At 62.6% G+C, this 17,860-nt stretch carries 21 protein-coding genes; 16 read left to right on the forward strand and 5 right to left on the reverse strand.

Annotated features, from left to right (window positions below; translation table 11 throughout):
* Positions 1-56: 56 nt before the first annotated feature.
* The 4 genes from C1T17_RS16085 to C1T17_RS16100 all read left to right on the forward strand — a co-directional run bounded on the left by C1T17_RS16085 (position 57) and on the right by C1T17_RS16100 (position 3,667).
* Positions 57-788 carry a Crp/Fnr family transcriptional regulator gene (locus C1T17_RS16085; protein WP_104954309.1) on the forward strand — a complete coding sequence of 244 codons (732 nt, stop codon included), beginning with the start codon at positions 57-59 and terminating at the stop codon, positions 786-788.
* 3 nt (positions 789-791) lie between these two features.
* Positions 792-1,025: a hypothetical protein gene (locus C1T17_RS16090; protein WP_104954310.1), complete on the forward strand. Its 234-nt coding sequence runs from the start codon at positions 792-794 to the stop codon at positions 1,023-1,025.
* Positions 1,026-1,150: 125 nt separating this feature from the next.
* Positions 1,151-3,037: a molecular chaperone HtpG gene (gene htpG / locus C1T17_RS16095; RefSeq protein WP_104954311.1), complete on the forward strand. Its 1,887-nt coding sequence runs from the start codon at positions 1,151-1,153 to the stop codon at positions 3,035-3,037.
* 114 nt (positions 3,038-3,151) lie between these two features.
* Entirely contained in the window at positions 3,152-3,667 is a 516-nt protein-coding gene (locus tag C1T17_RS16100; RefSeq protein ID WP_104954312.1) for a flavin reductase family protein, read from the forward strand.
* Here the strand turns inward: C1T17_RS16100 and C1T17_RS16105 are convergent.
* Together C1T17_RS16105 and C1T17_RS16110 are read right to left on the reverse strand one after the other, a co-directional pair.
* The gene (locus C1T17_RS16105; protein WP_104954313.1) at positions 3,664-6,165 is read right to left on the reverse strand and encodes an ABC transporter permease; all 2,502 of its coding nucleotides are present in this window, start codon (positions 6,163-6,165) and stop codon (positions 3,664-3,666) included. The two genes, C1T17_RS16100 and C1T17_RS16105, sit on opposite strands and share 4 nt — an antisense overlap.
* A complete protein-coding gene (locus C1T17_RS16110) occupies positions 6,162-6,848 on the reverse strand; it encodes an ABC transporter ATP-binding protein (RefSeq protein WP_104954314.1) in 687 nt (228 codons plus the stop codon). The genes C1T17_RS16105 and C1T17_RS16110 overlap by 4 nt, the downstream gene beginning before the upstream one ends.
* Between C1T17_RS16110 and C1T17_RS16115 the strand changes: the two genes are divergently transcribed.
* On the forward strand, positions 6,847-7,536 hold the full coding sequence (locus tag C1T17_RS16115) for an arylesterase (RefSeq protein WP_223262650.1): 690 nt from the start codon (positions 6,847-6,849) through the stop codon (positions 7,534-7,536). The genes C1T17_RS16110 and C1T17_RS16115 overlap by 2 nt on opposite strands.
* Here the strand turns inward: C1T17_RS16115 and C1T17_RS16120 are convergent.
* Both C1T17_RS16120 and C1T17_RS16125 read right to left on the reverse strand, forming a co-directional pair.
* On the reverse strand, positions 7,529-9,037 hold the full coding sequence (locus C1T17_RS16120) for a YifB family Mg chelatase-like AAA ATPase (protein ID WP_104954315.1): 1,509 nt from the start codon (positions 9,035-9,037) through the stop codon (positions 7,529-7,531). The two genes, C1T17_RS16115 and C1T17_RS16120, sit on opposite strands and share 8 nt — an antisense overlap.
* A 72-nt stretch (positions 9,038-9,109) precedes the next feature.
* Positions 9,110-9,784, reverse strand: coding sequence for a winged helix-turn-helix transcriptional regulator (locus C1T17_RS16125; protein ID WP_104954316.1), 675 nt, complete (start codon positions 9,782-9,784; stop codon positions 9,110-9,112).
* 95 nt (positions 9,785-9,879) lie between these two features.
* Here C1T17_RS16125 and C1T17_RS16130 point away from each other — a divergent pair, with 95 nt between their 5' ends.
* The 11 genes from C1T17_RS16130 (at position 9,880) to C1T17_RS16180 (ending at position 16,658) form a co-directional block, all read left to right on the forward strand.
* The gene (locus C1T17_RS16130; RefSeq protein WP_104954317.1) at positions 9,880-10,317 is read left to right on the forward strand and encodes a VOC family protein; all 438 of its coding nucleotides are present in this window, start codon (positions 9,880-9,882) and stop codon (positions 10,315-10,317) included.
* A gap of 22 nt (positions 10,318-10,339) precedes the next feature.
* Positions 10,340-11,020, forward strand: coding sequence for a glutathione S-transferase family protein (locus tag C1T17_RS16135; RefSeq protein WP_104954318.1), 681 nt, complete (start codon positions 10,340-10,342; stop codon positions 11,018-11,020).
* Positions 11,017-11,373 carry a DUF1428 domain-containing protein gene (locus C1T17_RS16140; RefSeq protein WP_104954319.1) on the forward strand — a complete coding sequence of 119 codons (357 nt, stop codon included), beginning with the start codon at positions 11,017-11,019 and terminating at the stop codon, positions 11,371-11,373. Before C1T17_RS16135 ends, C1T17_RS16140 begins: the two co-directional genes overlap by 4 nt.
* A 14-nt stretch (positions 11,374-11,387) precedes the next feature.
* Positions 11,388-12,176 (forward strand): VOC family protein, encoded by a 789-nt coding sequence (locus C1T17_RS16145; RefSeq protein ID WP_104954320.1) that lies wholly within the window; start codon positions 11,388-11,390, stop codon positions 12,174-12,176.
* 16 nt (positions 12,177-12,192) lie between these two features.
* On the forward strand, positions 12,193-12,645 hold the full coding sequence (locus tag C1T17_RS16150) for an SRPBCC domain-containing protein (RefSeq protein WP_104954321.1): 453 nt from the start codon (positions 12,193-12,195) through the stop codon (positions 12,643-12,645).
* Between the two features lie 134 nt (positions 12,646-12,779).
* Complete coding sequence (gene rpmH / locus C1T17_RS16155) at positions 12,780-12,914, forward strand: 50S ribosomal protein L34 (RefSeq protein WP_104955291.1); 135 nt, start codon at positions 12,780-12,782, stop codon at positions 12,912-12,914.
* A gap of 32 nt (positions 12,915-12,946) precedes the next feature.
* Positions 12,947-13,321: a ribonuclease P protein component gene (gene rnpA / locus C1T17_RS16160; RefSeq protein ID WP_104955292.1), complete on the forward strand. Its 375-nt coding sequence runs from the start codon at positions 12,947-12,949 to the stop codon at positions 13,319-13,321.
* Complete coding sequence (yidD, locus tag C1T17_RS16165; protein ID WP_104954322.1) at positions 13,318-13,530, forward strand: membrane protein insertion efficiency factor YidD; 213 nt, start codon at positions 13,318-13,320, stop codon at positions 13,528-13,530. Before rnpA ends, yidD begins: the two co-directional genes overlap by 4 nt.
* 53 nt (positions 13,531-13,583) lie before the next feature.
* Positions 13,584-15,299 (forward strand): membrane protein insertase YidC, encoded by a 1,716-nt coding sequence (yidC, locus tag C1T17_RS16170; protein ID WP_104954323.1) that lies wholly within the window; start codon positions 13,584-13,586, stop codon positions 15,297-15,299.
* Positions 15,296-15,955, forward strand: coding sequence for a ribosome biogenesis GTP-binding protein YihA/YsxC (gene yihA, locus C1T17_RS16175; RefSeq protein ID WP_104954324.1), 660 nt, complete (start codon positions 15,296-15,298; stop codon positions 15,953-15,955). The genes yidC and yihA overlap by 4 nt, the downstream gene beginning before the upstream one ends.
* Positions 15,956-15,983: 28 nt before the next feature.
* The gene (locus C1T17_RS16180; RefSeq protein ID WP_104954325.1) at positions 15,984-16,658 is read left to right on the forward strand and encodes a glutathione S-transferase family protein; all 675 of its coding nucleotides are present in this window, start codon (positions 15,984-15,986) and stop codon (positions 16,656-16,658) included.
* A gap of 14 nt (positions 16,659-16,672) precedes the next feature.
* Here the strand turns inward: C1T17_RS16180 and C1T17_RS16185 are convergent, their stop codons facing one another.
* A complete protein-coding gene (locus C1T17_RS16185; protein WP_104955293.1) occupies positions 16,673-17,842 on the reverse strand; it encodes a GGDEF domain-containing protein in 1,170 nt (389 codons plus the stop codon).
* Positions 17,843-17,860: the final 18 nt, after the last annotated feature.

Consider the following 17,860-nt stretch of genomic DNA (forward strand, 5'->3'; position numbering starts at 1 on the left):
TGACGTTTTAATTCGGCTTCTCAACTTATCTGAGTAGCTCATTCTGAAAGACTGCCATGGCCCCTAATAACGACGATCCGTTCAAGCTCTTGATACACAAGCTTGAACGGCTGGCTAAACTTGACGAAAAAGATGAAGCGGCCATTCGCACATTGCCCTTTCGTATTGTAAGGTACACCGCAGGACAACATCTGGTGCATGAGGGCGATCGTCCGACCGACTGTTGTCTTCTGCTTGAAGGCTTTGCCTGCCGTTATAAGCTTACCAATTCTGGCGCTCGTCAGATCGTCTCCTTCCACATGGCGGGAGACATCCTGGATTTGCAGCATCTCATGCTTGCGCGCGCCGACCATAGTGTTTCGACTATTACCGACGCCGTGGTCGCTTGGCTGCCGGCCGCGAACATTCGTGAGATGCTGACCCGTCATCCAGTCATCAACGAAGCATTGTGGCGCGACTCGTTGATCGACGCGTCGATCTTCCGCGAATGGGTGCTCAATGTCGGGCGCCGGGACGCGAAGGCCCGCGTCGCCCATATGCTGTGCGAATTTGCCGCGCGTCGCGAGGCCGCTGGCCTGGGCAGTGCCGAACGGTTCGAACTGCCGATGACTCAGGAACAGATAGCGGACGCCACCGGCATGACTCCCATCCACGTCAATCGTATGCTGCATGCGCTGGCCGAAGACGGCGTGATCGCGCGCGACAAACGGTCCGTCCAAATTCTCGATTGGGAAGGAATGCAACGCGCCGGTGATTTCCGTCCAGCCTATCTTCATGCGGCAGCCTAGTACATGACGATGACCATTGAATTTAAAGCAGTAACTTTGGACAGCGGCGCGCATGACAACAAGGGTATGCTCGTGTTCCGTGATGGACGCCTGATGGCCGTGCTCTCCTGCCTCAGCGATATTCATGGGGCCAAGGAAGGGCAGTGGTTCGTGGAGATGACCTTCACAACCGAATGTGAGCTGACAGGCCGGACCTTCGATACCCTTGGCGAGGCGGAGGTGTGGGCGAGTAGTTGAATGGTGGGCTTCCCGGCGTGCTCTACCGGGACGGGAACGCCGCGAAGGCCACAGTGCCCCTTGAAAAGCAAAGGCCACCGGTCCATTTCACCGCCGTTTCAACCTTAGCCTTTGAGAAGCGGACGATGACAGACACTGCCGTAGCGCCCGAGACCCACGCCTTCGAAGCGGACGTCTCGAAACTCCTGCACATGATGGTGCATTCGGTCTATTCGGACAAAGACGTCTTCCTGCGCGAGTTGATCTCCAATGCGGCCGATGCGTGCGAGAAGCTGCGATACGAGGCGATCAGCCATCCCGAAATCCTGAGCGAAGACAGCGCGCCGCGCATCACGATCACGCTCGACCCGGACAACCGCCGCCTCACGCTGGAGGACAATGGCATTGGCATGACCGCCGCCGACATGGGCGAGACGCTCGGCACCATTGCCCGATCCGGTACGAAGGCGTTCATGGACCGGATCGCAGCCGACAAGGGCGGCGAAGGATCGCAATTGATCGGCCAGTTCGGCGTCGGTTTCTATTCGGCGTTCATGGTGGCCGATCGCGTCGAAGTCATCTCCCGTCGGGCAGGATCGGACGAAGCGGCACGCTGGTCGTCCGATGGTCAGGGCACTTACACGATCGAGCCGGTCGCCCCCGAGGAAGCCCCGCAGCGCGGCACTCGCGTGGTCTTGCATCTGCTGGAGGATGCCAAATCCTATGCCGAGCAGTTCACTGTCGAGCGGATCGTAAAGGCGCAGTCGGGCCACGTGCCCGTGCCGATCTTCCTGCTGGAAAAGCCCGATGCCGAAGCGAAGGAAATCACAGATGGCGCGGCGCTGTGGACCAAATCCAGGTCCGACATCAGCGAAGAGGATTATGCCGACTTCTATCGCAGCGTCGCGGGGCAGTTCGACCAGCCTGCGCTGACCATCCACTATCGCGCGGAAGGGCGTACCGAATATTCGGTGCTTACCTTCATTCCGGAGAGCAAGCCGTTCGACCTGTTCGATCCCGACCGCAAGGGCCGGATCAAGCTGTACGTCCGCCGCGTCTTCATCACCGACGAGGCGGAGATCCTGCCGCGCTACCTGCGCTTCGTGCGGGGCCTTGTGGATTCGGCCGACCTGCCGCTTAATATGTCGCGCGAGATGATCCAGGACAGTCCTATCCTCTCCGCGATCCAGAAGGGCGTGACGGGGCGCGTGCTGTCCGAACTGGAGAAGCTCTCGAACAACGATGCCGAGGCGTATGGCAAGGTCTGGGACAATTTCGGCGCGGTGCTGAAAGAAGGGCTGTACGAGGATTTCGAGCGGCGCGAGGCGCTGCTCAATCTCGCGCGGTTCAAGACGACGTCTTCCATGGAGAACTGGCGGTCGCTCAAGGATTATGTCGCCGACATCAAGGAGAACCAGACGGCGATCTACTATGCGGTCGGCAACGATCTCGCCCGTCTCGCCACGTCGCCGCAGATCGAGGGCTTCCGCGCACGCGGCATCGAAGTCCTGCTGCTCCCCGATCAGGTCGACAGCTTCTGGACCACCATCGGCGTCGATTATGAAGGCAAGCCCTTCAAGTCGGTGACGCAGGGTGCGGCGGACCTCAGCCTTATCCCGCCCGCCGACACGGGGGACGCTCCGAAGGCCGAAGGGGGCGAGACCATCGACGCGCTCGTCGCATTCGCCAAGCAGACGTTGGAGGATGTGGTGTCCGATGTCCGCATATCGGATCGCCTCACCACCAGCGCAGTGTGCCTGGTCGCGCCGGAGAGCGGGATGGATCGCCAGCTTGAGAAACTGCTTGCCAGCGCCGGGCAACTGCCCGCTGCCGCCAAGCCTGTGCTGGAGATCAATGCGGGGCATGGCCTGATCGCCAAGCTCGCGAACGCCGCCGACGGGAGCGACGACATGAAAGCGGATATCGCCCATCTGCTGCTGGATGAAGCACGGATTGCCGATGGCGAACCCCCTGCCGATCCGCGCGCTTTTGCGGAGCGGCTGGAACGGTTGATGACAAGGGCCTTAGGTTAAGCGACCCTCCGAAGGCCACGTCTGGGATAGGCGTGGCCCCATGCCGACTTTAGATTGGCAGGTCGCTATCGGCATAGTATCGGCAACCGTAGCGCAACGGTATCGGAACCCTCCATGGCCCAGGACAACGAAGCAATCTCCACTCAGATGCGGGCGGGGCTGCGTCGCTTGGCCAAGGCCGTGGTGGTCATCACGACCAAGAAGGATGGGCAGCGTCACGCGATGGCGGCGACCGCCGTCAGCGAACTGAGCATGGACCCGCCGAGCATGTTGATCTGCGTCAACAAGACGGCGTCAATGCACCCGGTGCTGGCCTCCGGCGCGGATTTCTGCATCAACATCCTCGACGCGGACCATATGCATATCTCCGCAGCGTGCAGCGGCAAGGTGAAAGGCGAGGCGCGTTTCGAGATTGGAAGCTGGGCGGACACGTCGATCGACATTCCCCGCCTCGACGATGCGCAGGCGAGCTTCGTGTGCCGTCAGACGCAGCAGATCACATACGGATCGCATTCGATCTTCATCGGCGATGTCGTGGAGGCATTCAGCAGCCCGGTTGTCGATCCGCTGGTTTATGTCGACGGGCGCTATACGCGAGTCGGCCCGGACATCGTAGCAGACGCAGCCTAAAGCTCTCGCAACGCTCGCGCAGGCCGTGCGGCCAGCGCGGGCAGCGATCCGAGAAGCCCCAGCGCGAGCGTGAGCAACGCGCCTGCCGCCAATGTGCCCAGCACCACCGCCCAATCCGGCGTCCATTGCAGGCCAAGCGTCTTCGTCGCGAGATACCACCCTGCCCCGGCCGAGACGGCAAAGGCGATGCCCGACACCAGCAGCGCCAGCAGTGCATATTCCATCGCCTGCACCGCCAGCACTTGCCGGCGGGTTGCGCCCAACAGCTTGAGCAGCACCGCGTCATAGGTGCGGGTACGGCGCGCCGCGGCTATTGCGCCGACCAGCACGGCGATGCCTGCGGCTATCGCAATCGAGGCGGCAACCCGCACGGCGGCGGAGAGTTGCCCCAAGAGGTTGCCCAGCGATGTGATGACTTCCTTCACCCGGATCAGCGAGGCGGACGGAAAGGCGCGGATGATGTCGCGGTTGATCGCCTTTTCCTGCGCGGCCCCTGCCCCACCGGGCAAGGCTATCGTCGCAAGATAGCTATGCGGCGCGTCCTTCAGGGCATTGGGCGAAAAGATCATCCCGAAGTTGAGGCCCATCGTATCCCAGTCGATCTCGCGGAAGTTGGCGATGCGCGCGGGCACTTCGACCCCGAGGACCGACACCGTCAGCATGTCGCCCACTTTCAGGTTCAGCGCCTTCGCTGCGCGGATATCGACCGAGACAAGCGGTTCGCCACTGTAGTTCCTAGGCCACCATTTGCCATCGACGACCGTATTGCCAGTCGGGAGCATCTCTAAATAGGTAAGTCCGCGGTCGCCTCGCAGTATCCACGCGTCCTCGGGGATCTCCTTCATATCGGCGACGCGTTGATTGCGCACTGCTACTACCGGGCCACGCAACGAAGGCACCGTCACCACATCTGCACCCGGCGACTGGCGCGCAATGATGGTACGGAACTGATCGACGCCTTCGGACGGGATATCGAGGGCAAAGAAGCTGGGCGACTTGGCCGGGATGCTGCTCGCCATTTGGCCTGAGAGGTTGGTCTCCACGACCGCCAGCGTCGTGAACAGCGACAGGCCAAGGCCCAGCGCGACAATCAGCCTTCCGGTCTGCGCACCCGGACGGTGAAGATTGGCGAGCGCAAGGCGGGCCAAAGGGTGGCGTGGGCGCGGCAACCGCGCGGCTACACGTTGGATCAGGACGCCGAAAAGCGAAAGCACCACCAGCAAGGCCAGCGCCGCAGCGAGGAATATCGCGGCAAGCCCCGGCTCGCGCGCGGTCGATATGGCGAGCGCCGCAATCAGCGCTGCAATGAAGATGACGGCAAACCAGACGCCTGATCCGCTTTTTCCGCTCTCCCCAAGTCCGCCTCTAAACAGCGCCGCCGCCGCGACATGGCGGGCGCGCACGAGTGGCACCAGCGCGAACAGCAGTGCGGTCAACAGGCCGTAGGCCGCGCTGATCGCGAGCGCAGAGGGATAGACGCCAAGGCTCGGCGGGACCGGCAGCATGTCGCCCGCGAATAGGGTGACGAGCCATGGCAGCAACCCGCCGACTATCAGTCCGAGCGCTATGCCAACGGCGGATACGATGATGATTTGAAGTAGATATGTCAGGAATATCGTGCGGCTGGATGCCCCAAGAGCCTTGAGAGTCGCAATGCCGGGGCGCTTACCGTCGAGGTAGCTGGCCACACCATTGCCGACGCCGATGCCCGCCACGACCAATGCGGTCAGGCCAACCAGAGACAGAAATTGACCCATGCGATCGATGAAGCGCCGCGTGCTGGGCGAGCCATTCGTGCGGTCGCGCGTCTCCCAGCCTGCGCCGGGTGTCGCGGCGCTGACGGCGGCAATGGCGGCGGTGGGGTCGACATTGGCGGGCGTGCGCACGCGATATTGCGTTTCGTAGATGCTGCCGGGCTGCAGCAGGCCCGTCGCATCAAGGCTCTCCGCCGCAACGATGGCGGTCGGGCCGAAGGTGAAGCCGGAGCCGACGCGATCGGGCTCCTGCGCGATGATGCCGGAAATGCGGAACAGCTTGTCGCCGATGCGCACCTGCTCGCCTGCCTTGACGCCGAGGCGGTCGGCAAGCGCATCGGCGATGGCGACTTCGCCGAACCCGGGGCGGTCGCCGCCGCGCGCCAGCGTGAAGCTGCCATAGAGCGGCCAAGCGGCATCCACGGATTTCAATTCGCTGAGTACAGCGTCCGCGCCATCGGGCCGGGCGATCATCGCGCGCAGGCGCGTGACTTGCGAGACGCGACCCTGCTTCTCCATCGCGGCCCATTCGTCAGGGGTGGCGATGCGCTGGTTGAGGTCGAATGCTAAATCGCCGCCGAGGATCGTCTGGCCCTGTTCGGAGAGCGCGGCGTTGATCGAGGCAGTGAGACTGCCGATGCCCGCCAGCGATGCGACGCCCAGGAACAGGCAGATGACGAGCAGCCGCAGGCCAGTCAGGCCACCGCGCAAGTCCCGCAATGCGAACCGCAGCGCAAGGCTCATACAGCGTCATCCACGATGCGGCCGTCGCGCATGGTGATGATCCGGTCGCACCGGCGGCTGAGCGCCACGTCATGCGTGATCATCACCAGCGTCGCGCCGGTCTCCTTCTGGCGCGCGAATAGGAGGTCCATGATCGCCTCGCCCGTGGCGGCGTCCAGATTGCCGGTCGGCTCGTCGGCGAAGAGCAGTGCAGGACGCGGCGCAATGGCGCGGGCTATGGCAACGCGCTGCTGCTCCCCGCCCGACATTTGCGCTGGATAGTGCGTGACGCGATGACCGAGACCTACTGACGCAAGCTCCGCCTGCGCCCGGGAAAATGCCTCAGGTTCACCTTCCAGTTCGAGGGGGACGGCGACATTCTCCTGCGCCGTCATCGTCGGCAGCAAGTGAAACGCCTGCAACACGATGCCGATGCGGCCACGCCGGGCGAGCGCCAGGCCGTCCTCGTCCAGTGCGCCGAAATCCGCGCCCGCGACATGGATCGCGCCGCTGGTTGCACGCTCAAGTCCGGAGAGCACTGCCATCAGCGAGGACTTGCCCGATCCGGACGGCCCCAGCAACGCGACGCTCTCGCCCGCCGCCACCGAAAGGCTGACGCCGCGTAATATATCCACCCGCGCGGCATCCTTGCCCAGCGAAAGGGTGACATCGCGGGCGTCGATCACGATATGGGATGCTGTCATGGGCGATGGAGACTTTCAGATGCAGGCGAACGCGCGCGGAAGCGACGTGAAAAAGCTATATGGTGCGGCGCGGCATCTTGTCCAACTCGCGGCGGCAATTGGATTGCTGACGGCCATTCCGGCGCAGGCGGCGGAGAAGCTGATCCTTGCGTTCGGGGACAGCCTGACGGCGGGATATGGCCTCAAACCCAATGAGAGTTTCCCGGCGCAGTTGCAGGCGGCACTTCGCAAGGACGGGTTGCAGGTGCGGGTTCATAACGCGGGCGTGTCGGGCGACACGACGGCGCAGGGCAAGGCGCGGCTGAATTGGGTGCTGCGGTCCTTCCCGCGCGCGCCGGACCTTGCGATCGTGGAGTTGGGCGGGAACGATATGCTGCGTGGCATAGATCCGGCGCAGACGCGGGCGAATCTCAACGCGATATTGGCGGAGTTCAAGCGGCGGAAGATCAAGGTGCTGCTGGCGGGTATGCTCGCCGCGCCGAATATGGGCAGCGCCTATCGGGCGAAGTTCGATCCCATCTATCCGATGCTGGCAAAGCACTATGGCGTGCCGCTCTATCCGTTCTTCATGAAGGGCGTGACGGGGAACCGGAGCCTGCTGTTGCAGGATAACATGCATCCAACAGGGCAAGGTGTCGGCATCGTTGTGCGGAACATCAAGCCTCTGGTGAAACCGCTGCTCAACTAACCGGCGCGCGCCTGCGGTAGCTGAGCGCTTCGGCGATATGGACGCGGGTTAGGCCTTCGCTGGCGGAGAGGTCTGCGATCGTTCGCGCGACGCGCAGGACGCGCGTGTACCCTCGTGCGGACATGCGCATCGAGGAGGCCGCCTGCGCAAGGAGTTGGCGGCCCGGCTCGTCGGGCGTCGCAACCTCCTCCAGCAAGTCGCCATCCACTTCGGCATTGGTGCGGATCGCGTGATCGGCATAGCGCGCCGTCTGGATCGCGCGTGCGGCGGCGACACGGGCGGCGACCTGCTCGGACCCTTCGGCTGGCGGCGGCAGGACAAGATCGGCGGCGGTGACGGCATTGACGTCGATGTGCAAATCGATGCGGTCGAGAAGCGGGCCGGAAACCTTCGCCTGATAATCCGAAGCGCAACGCGGCGCGCGGGCGCAGGCGAGCGCGGGATCGCCCAGATGCCCGCAACGGCACGGGTTCATAGCCGCGATCAACTGCACGCGCGCCGGGAAGGTGACGTGGGCATTGGCGCGGGCGACGCTGACCGTGCCGGTTTCGAGTGGCTGGCGGAGGGAGTCGAGGACGGCGCGCTGAAACTCGGGGAGTTCGTCGAGGAACAGGACGCCGAGATGCGCGAGGCTGACTTCGCCGGGTTTGACCCTCAGGCCCCCACCCACCAGCGCCGCCATCGACGCGCTGTGATGCGGCGCGCGGAACGGGCGTGCGCGGCTGAGGCGGCCATTCTCCAATGTGCCCGCGACGCTCGCCACCATGGAGACTTCCAGCGCCTCGGCAGGGCTGAGTTCGGGGAGGATGCCGGGAAGGCAACTTGCCATCAGCGACTTGCCGGCACCGGGTGGACCAGCCATCAGCATGTTGTGACCGCCTGCCGCCGCGATCTCCAGCGCGCGCTTGGCGGTTTCCTGCCCTTTCACTTGCCGCAGGTCGGCGGTGCGGACAGGTGTCTCGACTTCGCCCGGTTGTGGGGCGGAGAGCATTGCGGTGCCCTTGAAGTGATTGAGCAACGGCAGCAGTCCCGGCGCGGCGACGACTTCGACATGACCCGCCCATGCGGCTTCGCTTCCTTGCGCAGCGGGACAGATGAGGCCCAGCCCCTGTTCCCCGGCATGGAGCGCCGCCAGTAGCACGCCAGGCGAAGGCGCGACGCGGCCATCCAGCCCGAGTTCTCCGACGACGACATAACCACTCAGCGTCTCGGCATCGATGACTCCCATTGCGCAGAGCAACGCCATCGCTATGGGAAGATCGTAATGCGACCCTTCCTTCGGCAAATCGGCGGGCGAGAGGTTCACGGTGATCCGCTTGGGCGGCAGCGACAAGCCGATGGCGGCGATCGCGTTGCGCACGCGCTCCTTGCTCTCGGTGACGGCCTTGTCGCCCAATCCCACGACGATGAAGTTGGGAAGACCGGGCACAAGCTGGCACTGCACTTCCACACGGCGCGCCTCCAGCCCGAGGTAGGCGACCGTCGATACTGTTGCGACCAAGCCGAACCCCCAAAGTTGTGCCGCTTTTGTTCGCGCCCTTCTGGAGGGGAGTTGCCCAAGAGTCGAGCGGTTTTAGTCCGAAATGGATGGACGTAGATCAGGGACGACCGACGGTAACGGAAAGAGGGTCAGGAATTTGTCCGCCAAAGCGCGATCGCCGGTAACCTGAAGCCGGTCCGCTAAAGCATCGAGAGGCACGCCGCCGTAGAGGCTCTCGATCAACGCGTTCTGATCTCCATCGAAGAGGACAGCGACATCGGCAACATCGCCCCGGCCTGCGGAAATCTCTCCCTTGTTGATGTCGGCGCGGAATGTTTCCGGACCGAAGCGAAAGCCGATGGCCGCCTTCATGGCCCCTGCTCGTTCGGGTGAGAACATCGTGCGCATCGACATGATGAGCGAAACCGGACTCATCGGACCCGGCTCCTTATAAGGCGAGCGCGCCGCCCAGCGGCCCAGCACCTTGAAAAGTTCTTCCGATTCCAGCCCCCACTGCGTCAACTCATACACCTGCACCGAGGCTGGCGGCGGCAGCTTGCGGCGCTGCACGATGCTGACGGCCTCCAGCTCCTCCAGCCGCTGCGTCAGCACATTGGCGCTAAGGCCCGGCAGCGCGGCGCGGATGTCCGAAAAGCGGCGTGGACCCAGCAGCATTTCGCGCATTACCGGCATCGCCCAGCGATCTCCGATAAGATCGAGCGCGTGCGCCGCCGCACAGCCATCGGAATAAGCTCTTTTCCTCAACATTGCGTCCTTGGTTACTTTTTATAACTTTGTAGTTGTATTAGATAATCATTGAAGGCAGGCTGTGCAACAGGACGACTCGCAGGCTGGAGCACAATATGAGCAAGATGATCTTCGTGAATCTTCCCGTCACCGATCTGGCGCGATCAATCACCTTCTACGAAGCGGCAGGTGCTGTTCGCGACGACCGTTTCGCTGACGAAACGGCGCAATGCATGACCTTCTCCGACAGCATCCATGTCATGCTGCTGACGCATGAGAAGTTCAGTACGTTCACCAATCGATCGATCGTCGACGCCAGAACGTCCGCCGAAGTGCTGCTGGCGTTGTCGCAGGATAGCCGTGCCGCCGTGAACGCGATGGTGGATGCGGCGCTTGCAGCTGGCGGCAGCGAAGTGCACGAACCGCAGGACCACGGTTTCATGTTCGAGCGCGCGGTCGCCGATCCGGATGGCCACGGATGGGGCGTGATGTGGATGGACATGGCGGCGTTCGAGAAGATGAACGCAGGCCAAAAAGCAGAAGCAGACGCCTGACGGCGCGAAAAGGAGAGAGACGATGCCAATCGATCCACAATCCGAAATCGAAGTGACGGGCTTTTCCTGGGTGCCGCCCTTTGCGCAGGGGCATGTGCGCGACCTGCGCGTCAGGTGGGCGTTGGAGGAAGCCGGGATGTCCTATCGCACCCGCCTATTTCACGCCATGGAGCAACGTCCGGATTATTACTTCACTGAACAGCCGTTCGGTCAGGTGCCGGCTTACGATGACGGCACAGTGCAACTGTTCGAAAGCGGCGCGATCGTGCTGCATATCGGGCGAGATTGCGAAACCCTGCTGCCCACCGATACCGCATCAAGAGCGCGCGCCACTGCATGGCTGATAGCTGCGCTCAACAGCGTTGAGCCGATGATAGGCGAACTGAACACGATCGACATCTTCGCCTCGGGGGAAGAGTGGGCGCGGCTGCGTCGCCCAAGCCTGGAAGAGCGAGTGCGCGGCAGGCTCACGCGTCTGTCCGACTGGCTTGGAGAGAAGGATTATCTCGAAGGCCAATTCACCGCGGGCGACCTGATGATGGCCAGCGTCCTGCGCGGCTTGGAGAGGAGCGGCTTGATGAACGAACAGCCTCGGGTAGCGCAATATTACGAACGCTGCCTCGCGCGGCCCGCTTTTAGCAGGGCGCTGGCGGCTCAGATGGCGGACTTCACGCAGGATGCAAAGGAAGGAGTGGCAGCATGAGCTACATTGATGGGTTCGTGATTCCGGTGCCGACCGGCAACAAGGAAGCATATCGTGCCATGGCGGCCAAAGCTGCGCCGGTGCTGCTGGAACATGGCGCGTTGCGCGTTGTGGAGGCTTGGGGAGACGATATCCAGCCGGGCAAGACCAACGACTTCCGTACTGCGGTCATCGCAGAAGACGGCGAAAGCGTGGCGTTCTCCTGGATTGAGTGGCCGTCCAAAGAGGTACGTGATGCAGGTATGGCGAAGGTTATGGATGATGAGCGGATGAAGCCCGACGGCGACCTTCCGTTCAGCGGCGCGCGCATGATCTATGGCGGCTTCGCACCCCTGATCGACGAAAAAGCCTGAAGGGAGAAGTGGTTATGACAGGAACATCATACCCCGCAGGAAATCCGTTCGTCTGGTACGAATTGATGACCAGCGACGTGACCGCCGCCAAGCAGTTCTACGGCACGCTCATGGGCTGGTCGATGTCCGAGGTGGAGGCGGGCGGTGAGCCTTATACGATCCTGTCCGCTGACGGTCAGGGCATTGGCGGCATCATGCGCATCCCGGCCGTAGCGGCAGGGTCCGCCAGGCCCGGCTGGTTCGGCTATGTCGGCGTACCCGATGCAAGCGCGGCCGTGGAGGCGATGGCAGCGGATGGCGCGAGCGTGCACATGCCGGTGACTCATATTCCCGAAGTAGGGCACATCGCCATGCTTGCCGATCCGCAGGGCGCGACCTTCTACGTCATCCAGCCGGAAGGCGAAGGTCCGGCCACGTCTTTTTCCGCCATGCCGAGCGCGGGCAAATTCGGCTGGAACGAACTGCACGCGGGAGAGCTGGCAGGTGCCCTCGCCTTCTACACACGTCACATGGGCTGGAAGGCGTTCGACGGCATGGATATGGGTCCGATGGGCACCTATCAATTCTACGGCCTCGAAGGCACGACGCTCGGCGGAATGATGACGAAAACGCCCGACACGCCCCGGCCCGAGTGGAAGCATTACGCTTGGGTCGACGACATCGACGCCGCCGCCAGCCGCGTTACCGAGGGGGGAGGGCAGATCGTGCATGGCCCCTCCCCCGTCCCCGGCGACCTGTTCATGGTCCAGATCACCGACCCGCAAGGCGCGGCATTCGCCATGGTGGGGCATCGCAAGAACTGAAGCCGGGAGAGATCGCATGAATGACGACACGCGCGAACTGAAGGTGGAAAAGCACATTGCCGCGCCGACCGCCAAGGTATGGGAAATTATGACGGAGCGTCTCACCGAATGGTGGTGCCCCAAGCCGTGGACGACCGAGATCGTCGAGATGGACCGGCGTCCTGGCGGGCGGGCCGCAATGGTGATGCACGGCCCCAATGGCGAAGCACATCCAAGCGACGGCATCTATCTTGCCTACGAACCGGGCGTGCGGTTCGCCTTCACCGATGCACTCAATGCCGATCTGACACCACAAACGCCCTTCATGATCGGCATATTCTCGATCGCGGCGGATGGCGATGGCACACTGTACACCGCTTGCGCGCGCCACTGGACCGACGAGGCCATGCAGCAGCACAAGGACATGGGTTTCGAGCAAGGCTGGGGCGCGGTCGCCGATCAGCTCAAGGCGCTTTGCGAAGCCGACTAGGGCCGATTGCAGCGCATCCCCGGTTGACTTGGCGGCGGGTCTTCTCTATCGGACCCGCTCGACATGCGGCTGCCGGTTTTGGCGGCCCTTTTTTGTCTTGCCGATTTTTAGAACTAGTACCTGAGGAATGAGCGATGAAGCGCACCTTTCAACCGAGCAATCTCGTCCGCAAGCGTCGTCACGGCTTCCGTGCGCGCATGGCGACGGTGGGCGGCCGCAACATCCTGCGCGCCCGTCGCAGCCGCGGCCGGAAGAGCCTGAGCGCCTGATCGAAGCGTCCGGGAACGACGGCGCCATCGCGATCCTCGCGAAGCGCGCCGACTTTCTGGCGGCGAATCGGGGACGCAGGCAGCCGATGCCCGGATTCGTCCTGTTGGTCCGCGACCGGCAGGATGGTGATCCGACCAAGCGAATCGGCTTTACCGTTACCAAGAAGATTGGCGGCGCTGTCGTCCGGAACCGGATGAAGCGCCGTTTTCGCGTTCTGGCGCGAGAGCTTCTCCCGACCCTGGGCATTGCGGGCGCGGATCATGTGCTGATCGGGCGCGAGGGCGGAGTCGAACGGGACTTCGCGCTGTTGCGGGGCGAGATGGAAAAGGCGCTGCGCAAGCTAGCGAGTGGCGGCGGTCAGGCCCCTCGCCCGCCGCGCGCAAAACCCGGTAAGCAACGGGGATGATCGCCCGCCTCCTTCAGGCGATTGCCCGCGGATGGCAGCTTGGCCCGTCGCGCATATTGCCTCCCTCCTGCCGCTACGCCCCCAGCTGTTCCGAATACGCCATAGAGGCGCTCGGCAAATATGGTGCGATCAAGGGTAGCTGGCTGGCGACGAAGCGGCTAATGCGATGCCACCCATGGGGTGGGTCGGGGTACGATCCGGTTCCCTGACATTCGGGTAGCGGCCTTTCAACACAGACTTTATCGGCGGGAGCCAATCTGACGTGGACGACAAGCGGAACATCATTCTCGCGGTAGTGCTGAGCGCACTGATCCTGTTCGGATGGCCTTACATCGCGCAGCGGTTCTTCCCCGCCGCAAATCCCCCTGCCACCCAGATACAGGGCGGCAAGACAACGCCGGTGGCGAGCCCCAATGCCGACCCGGCAGCGGACAGCCCTACCGCGATCCGCGACCGGGGCGCCGTGCTGAAAGGCAGCCCGCGCGTCGCCATCGAAACCCCGAAGTTGCAGGGTTCGATCAACCTGAAAGGCGCGCGGATAGATGATATCGTGCTGCCGACCTATCGCGAAACCATCGCCAAGACCTCCCCTGCGATCCGGCTCTATTCGCCGGGCGGCACGCGCGATGCTTATTTCGCGGGGTTTGGCTGGTCAGGCGCGGGGCTGAAAGGGCCGGATGCGAACACCGTCTGGACTGCCTCGGGCAGCAAGCTGACGCCGACGACGCCTGTCACGCTGTCGTGGAATAACGGTGCGGGACAGTTGTTCGAGATCGGCCTCTCGGTGGACAAGGACTTCATGTTCACCGTGAATCAGAAGGTCATTAACAGCAGCAGCGGACCCGTGGCCGTGCAGCCCTATGGCTACATCAGCCGCGACGGGCATTCGAAAGACCCGAGCAGCTGGACGATCCACACCGGGCCGATTGGCGTCTTCAACAACAAAGCCAATTATGACGTCAACTTCCAGGATCTGGATGAGGATGGCAATCAGTCGTTCCCGAGCACCGGTGGCTGGATCGGCTTTACCGACAAATACTGGTTGTCGGCTCTCGTTCCCGATCAGAAAACGGCATTCACCGGCCAGTTCCGTAAAGGCGCGGGGTCGCAATATCAGGCGGATTACAGCCTGACGCCCGTCCTCCTCGGCGCCGGCAAGGCAGTGTCGCAGACGTCTCGCCTGTTCGTGGGCGCGAAGGAAGTGCGCACGCTCGAAGCCTATCAGGATGCCCCCGCACCGCTCGGCATATCGCTGTTCGACCGCGCGATCGACTGGGGCTGGTTCTACTGGTTCGAAAAGCCGATCTTCTCGCTGCTGCACTGGCTGTTCACGCAGATCGGCAATTTCGGCGTGGCGATCATCTGCCTGACGCTAATCGTGCGCGGCATAATGTTCCCGGTCGCCCAGCGCCAGTTCGCCAGCATGGCGGCGATGCGCGCCGTGCAGCCCAAGCTGAAGGCGCTGCAGGAGAAATATAAGGACGACAAGCCCAAGCTCCAGCAGGAGATGATGGAGCTATACAAGCGCGAGAAGGTCAATCCGCTCGCGGGTTGCCTGCCGATCTTCCTCCAAATTCCCATCTTCTTCGCACTTTACAAAGTGCTACAGCTAACAATTGAGATGCGACATCAGCCGTTCGTGCTGTGGATAAAGGACTTGTCCGCACCCGATCCGCTGCATGTCCTCAATCTGTTTGGGCTGCTCGACTTCCAGCCGCCCGCCTTCCTCGCCATCGGCGTGTTGGCGATCCTGCTTGGAATATCCATGTGGCTCCAGTTCAAGCTGAACCCGGCACAGATGGACCCGATGCAACAGCAGATCTTCTCCCTGATGCCGTGGATGATGATGTTCGTGATGGCGCCTTTCGCCGCCGGTCTGCTGGTCTACTGGATCACCAACAACCTGCTGTCGATGGCGCAGCAATGGTGGCTGTATAAGCGGCACCCCGTGCTAAGCACGCCGGCGACCGCGAAGTGACGCCTGAAGACGCACAGGCCGAGGAGGAACGGCAGGCGCTGATCGAAACCGCGCGCAAGATCTTTGCGGGGCCGATCGCGTTCCTGAAATCCGCGCCGGACCTTAAATTCCTGCCCGATGCGTCGGTCAACGAAGTGGCCTTTGCCGGACGGTCAAATGTGGGCAAGTCGTCGCTCTTGAATGCGCTGACGAACCGCAACGGCCTTGCCCGTACATCGAACACGCCGGGACGGACGCAGGAGCTGAACTTCTTCGATGTAGGCACACCCCCGGCGTTCCGGCTCGTCGACATGCCCGGCTATGGCTATGCGAAGGCGCCCAAGGATGTCGTGCGGAAATGGCGGTTTCTGGTGAACGACTATCTGCGTGGGCGGCCGGTGCTGAAGCGGACGCTGGTGCTGATCGACAGCCGCCATGGCATCAAGGATGTCGACCGCGACATCATGAAGATGCTGGACGATGCCGCCGTCAGCTATCGCATCGTGATGACCAAGGCGGACAAGGTGAAGGCGACCGAACTGGACGCCGTAACCGCCCGGACAGCCGAGGAAATCAGGAAGCGACCGGCGGCGCATCCCGACATCATCGCGACGTCCAGCGAAGGTGGAATGGGCATTGCGGAATTGCGCGGGGCGGTGCTGGAAGCCATTGGCTGAGCAATCCGCGACCAATAGGAGAAAGCCCATGTTGAAGCTTATCATCGGCAACAAGGCCTATTCGAGCTGGTCGCTGCGGGGATGGCTTGCCGCCAAGCAATCGGGATTGCCGTTCGAGGAAGTCGTGGTCCCGCTCTATGACGAGGCCTGGACTGCCCGGAAGGCGGAGAACGACCTGCTTCCCTCCGCCGGTAAAGTGCCGACGCTCTGGAATGGCGATGCGGTCGTTTGGGACAGCCTGGCGATCATCGATTACCTCAATGACCTGACCGGAGGCACCCGCTTCTGGCCGCAGGATTTGGCGGCGCGAGGGCTGGCGCGCTCGATCGCGGCGGAGATGCATGCAGGCTTCGTGCCGCTGCGGCAGGCCTGTCCGATGAATACGCGGCGGCTGTTCGATCCCGTCGCGCCGAGCGAAGCCGTGGCCGCCGATCTCGCGCGTATCCAGACGTTATGGGCGCAGGCACGCGCCTGCCATGGCGGCAGCGGAGACTATCTGTTTGGAGCCTTTGGCGCGGCGGACATCATGTATGCACCGGTGGTAAGCCGCATCGTCAGCTATCAGTTGCCAATCGCACCCTTCGCGCGCGCCTATGCCGACGCCGTGATAGCGCACCCGTGGATGCAGGACTGGATCGCGGCAGCCCAAGAGGAAGACTGGGTGCTTGACCAATATGAGCAACAGCCGACTGGAAAGTCCTGATCGCTACTCTGGAATCATGCCTCTACTTCAGCGGCAAGATAGACGCGATTACGGCCATGTTCCTTCGCTAGGTACAAGGCGCGGTCGGCCGCTTTGAGCGCGGCGCGCGGGTCATCATAGGCAAGGACATTGGCGACGCCCGCCGAGAAGGTGATGCGGTCCATGCGCTCGCCGGTCGCACGATTGACAAGGCTGCGCTGCGACAAATCGGCGCGCGCGGCATCCACCATCTCGCACGCTTCCGCCGCTGTCTTTCCGCGAAAGAGCATGACGAATTCCTCGCCGCCATGTCTTGCCACATGGCACTTGTCGCCGGAGATTTTGGCAAGCAATCCACTGACGAATTTTAGAACACGGTCGCCTGTCTCATGGCCGTGGCTATCGTTGACCAGCTTGAAGTGATCGATGTCGCAGAACGCGACGCTTAAGGGTTCACGGCAGTTCTGCGCCTTTAGCGTCTCCGCCGTCAGCGTCGCTTCGAAAGCGCGCCGATTAGGCAATCCCGTCAGATGATCCTGCTCAGCGGCGCGGCGCGCACTTTCCAGGCTCTGCTGGAGCGCCTTCGTCTGCTTCGCGCTTTCCCGCATCTGGCTTTCTACCTGGCGGGTCTTTTCCACCATGTTGCGCGTAAGGGTTATCAACCGGCCCAGCACCGGCTCTGCCTTCGCCTCATCGGAAAGGTCACGCACCTGCTCCTGTAGGGCAGCGCCATAATCTTTCGCTGAGTTACGAGAGTCGTCGACCAACCCAGTGAATTGGTTGAGGTTGTCCTCAACCTTGCTCAACATGTCATGCAACGTGTCGGCCGTTACATCCTTGTTCGGCGCGCTGGCGACAACAGACTCGACCCAGCTATTGGTGATCTTGCCACGTTCCGAAAGCACCGCAGCCACGGCTTTTTCGATGCCATGGTCGTTGCCCGTCAAATAGTCGTGCGCCACACCGAAGTTGAGCGGCGTAAGATCAAGGTCATGCGCGAACAGGAATGCGCCGATATCCTGATAAAGCTGCCGCCGGCGGTCGACTTCCCGATTAAAGGTTTTGCCCGGAGGCGTGCGGGCGGACACAGATTCCTCGGCAGCTTCATCAGCCTTCCCGCCGAAGCGCGTGGCCCACCGGGCAAGCCGCTCGGTAAGGCCTGAATGCGAATCGTTCGCCTGTGACTGTGTAGCTGCATTCCTCATGAGCGCCATAACGACACT

This window comes from Sphingobium sp. SCG-1, from assembly GCF_002953135.1.
Lineage (GTDB): Bacteria > Pseudomonadota > Alphaproteobacteria > Sphingomonadales > Sphingomonadaceae > Sphingobium.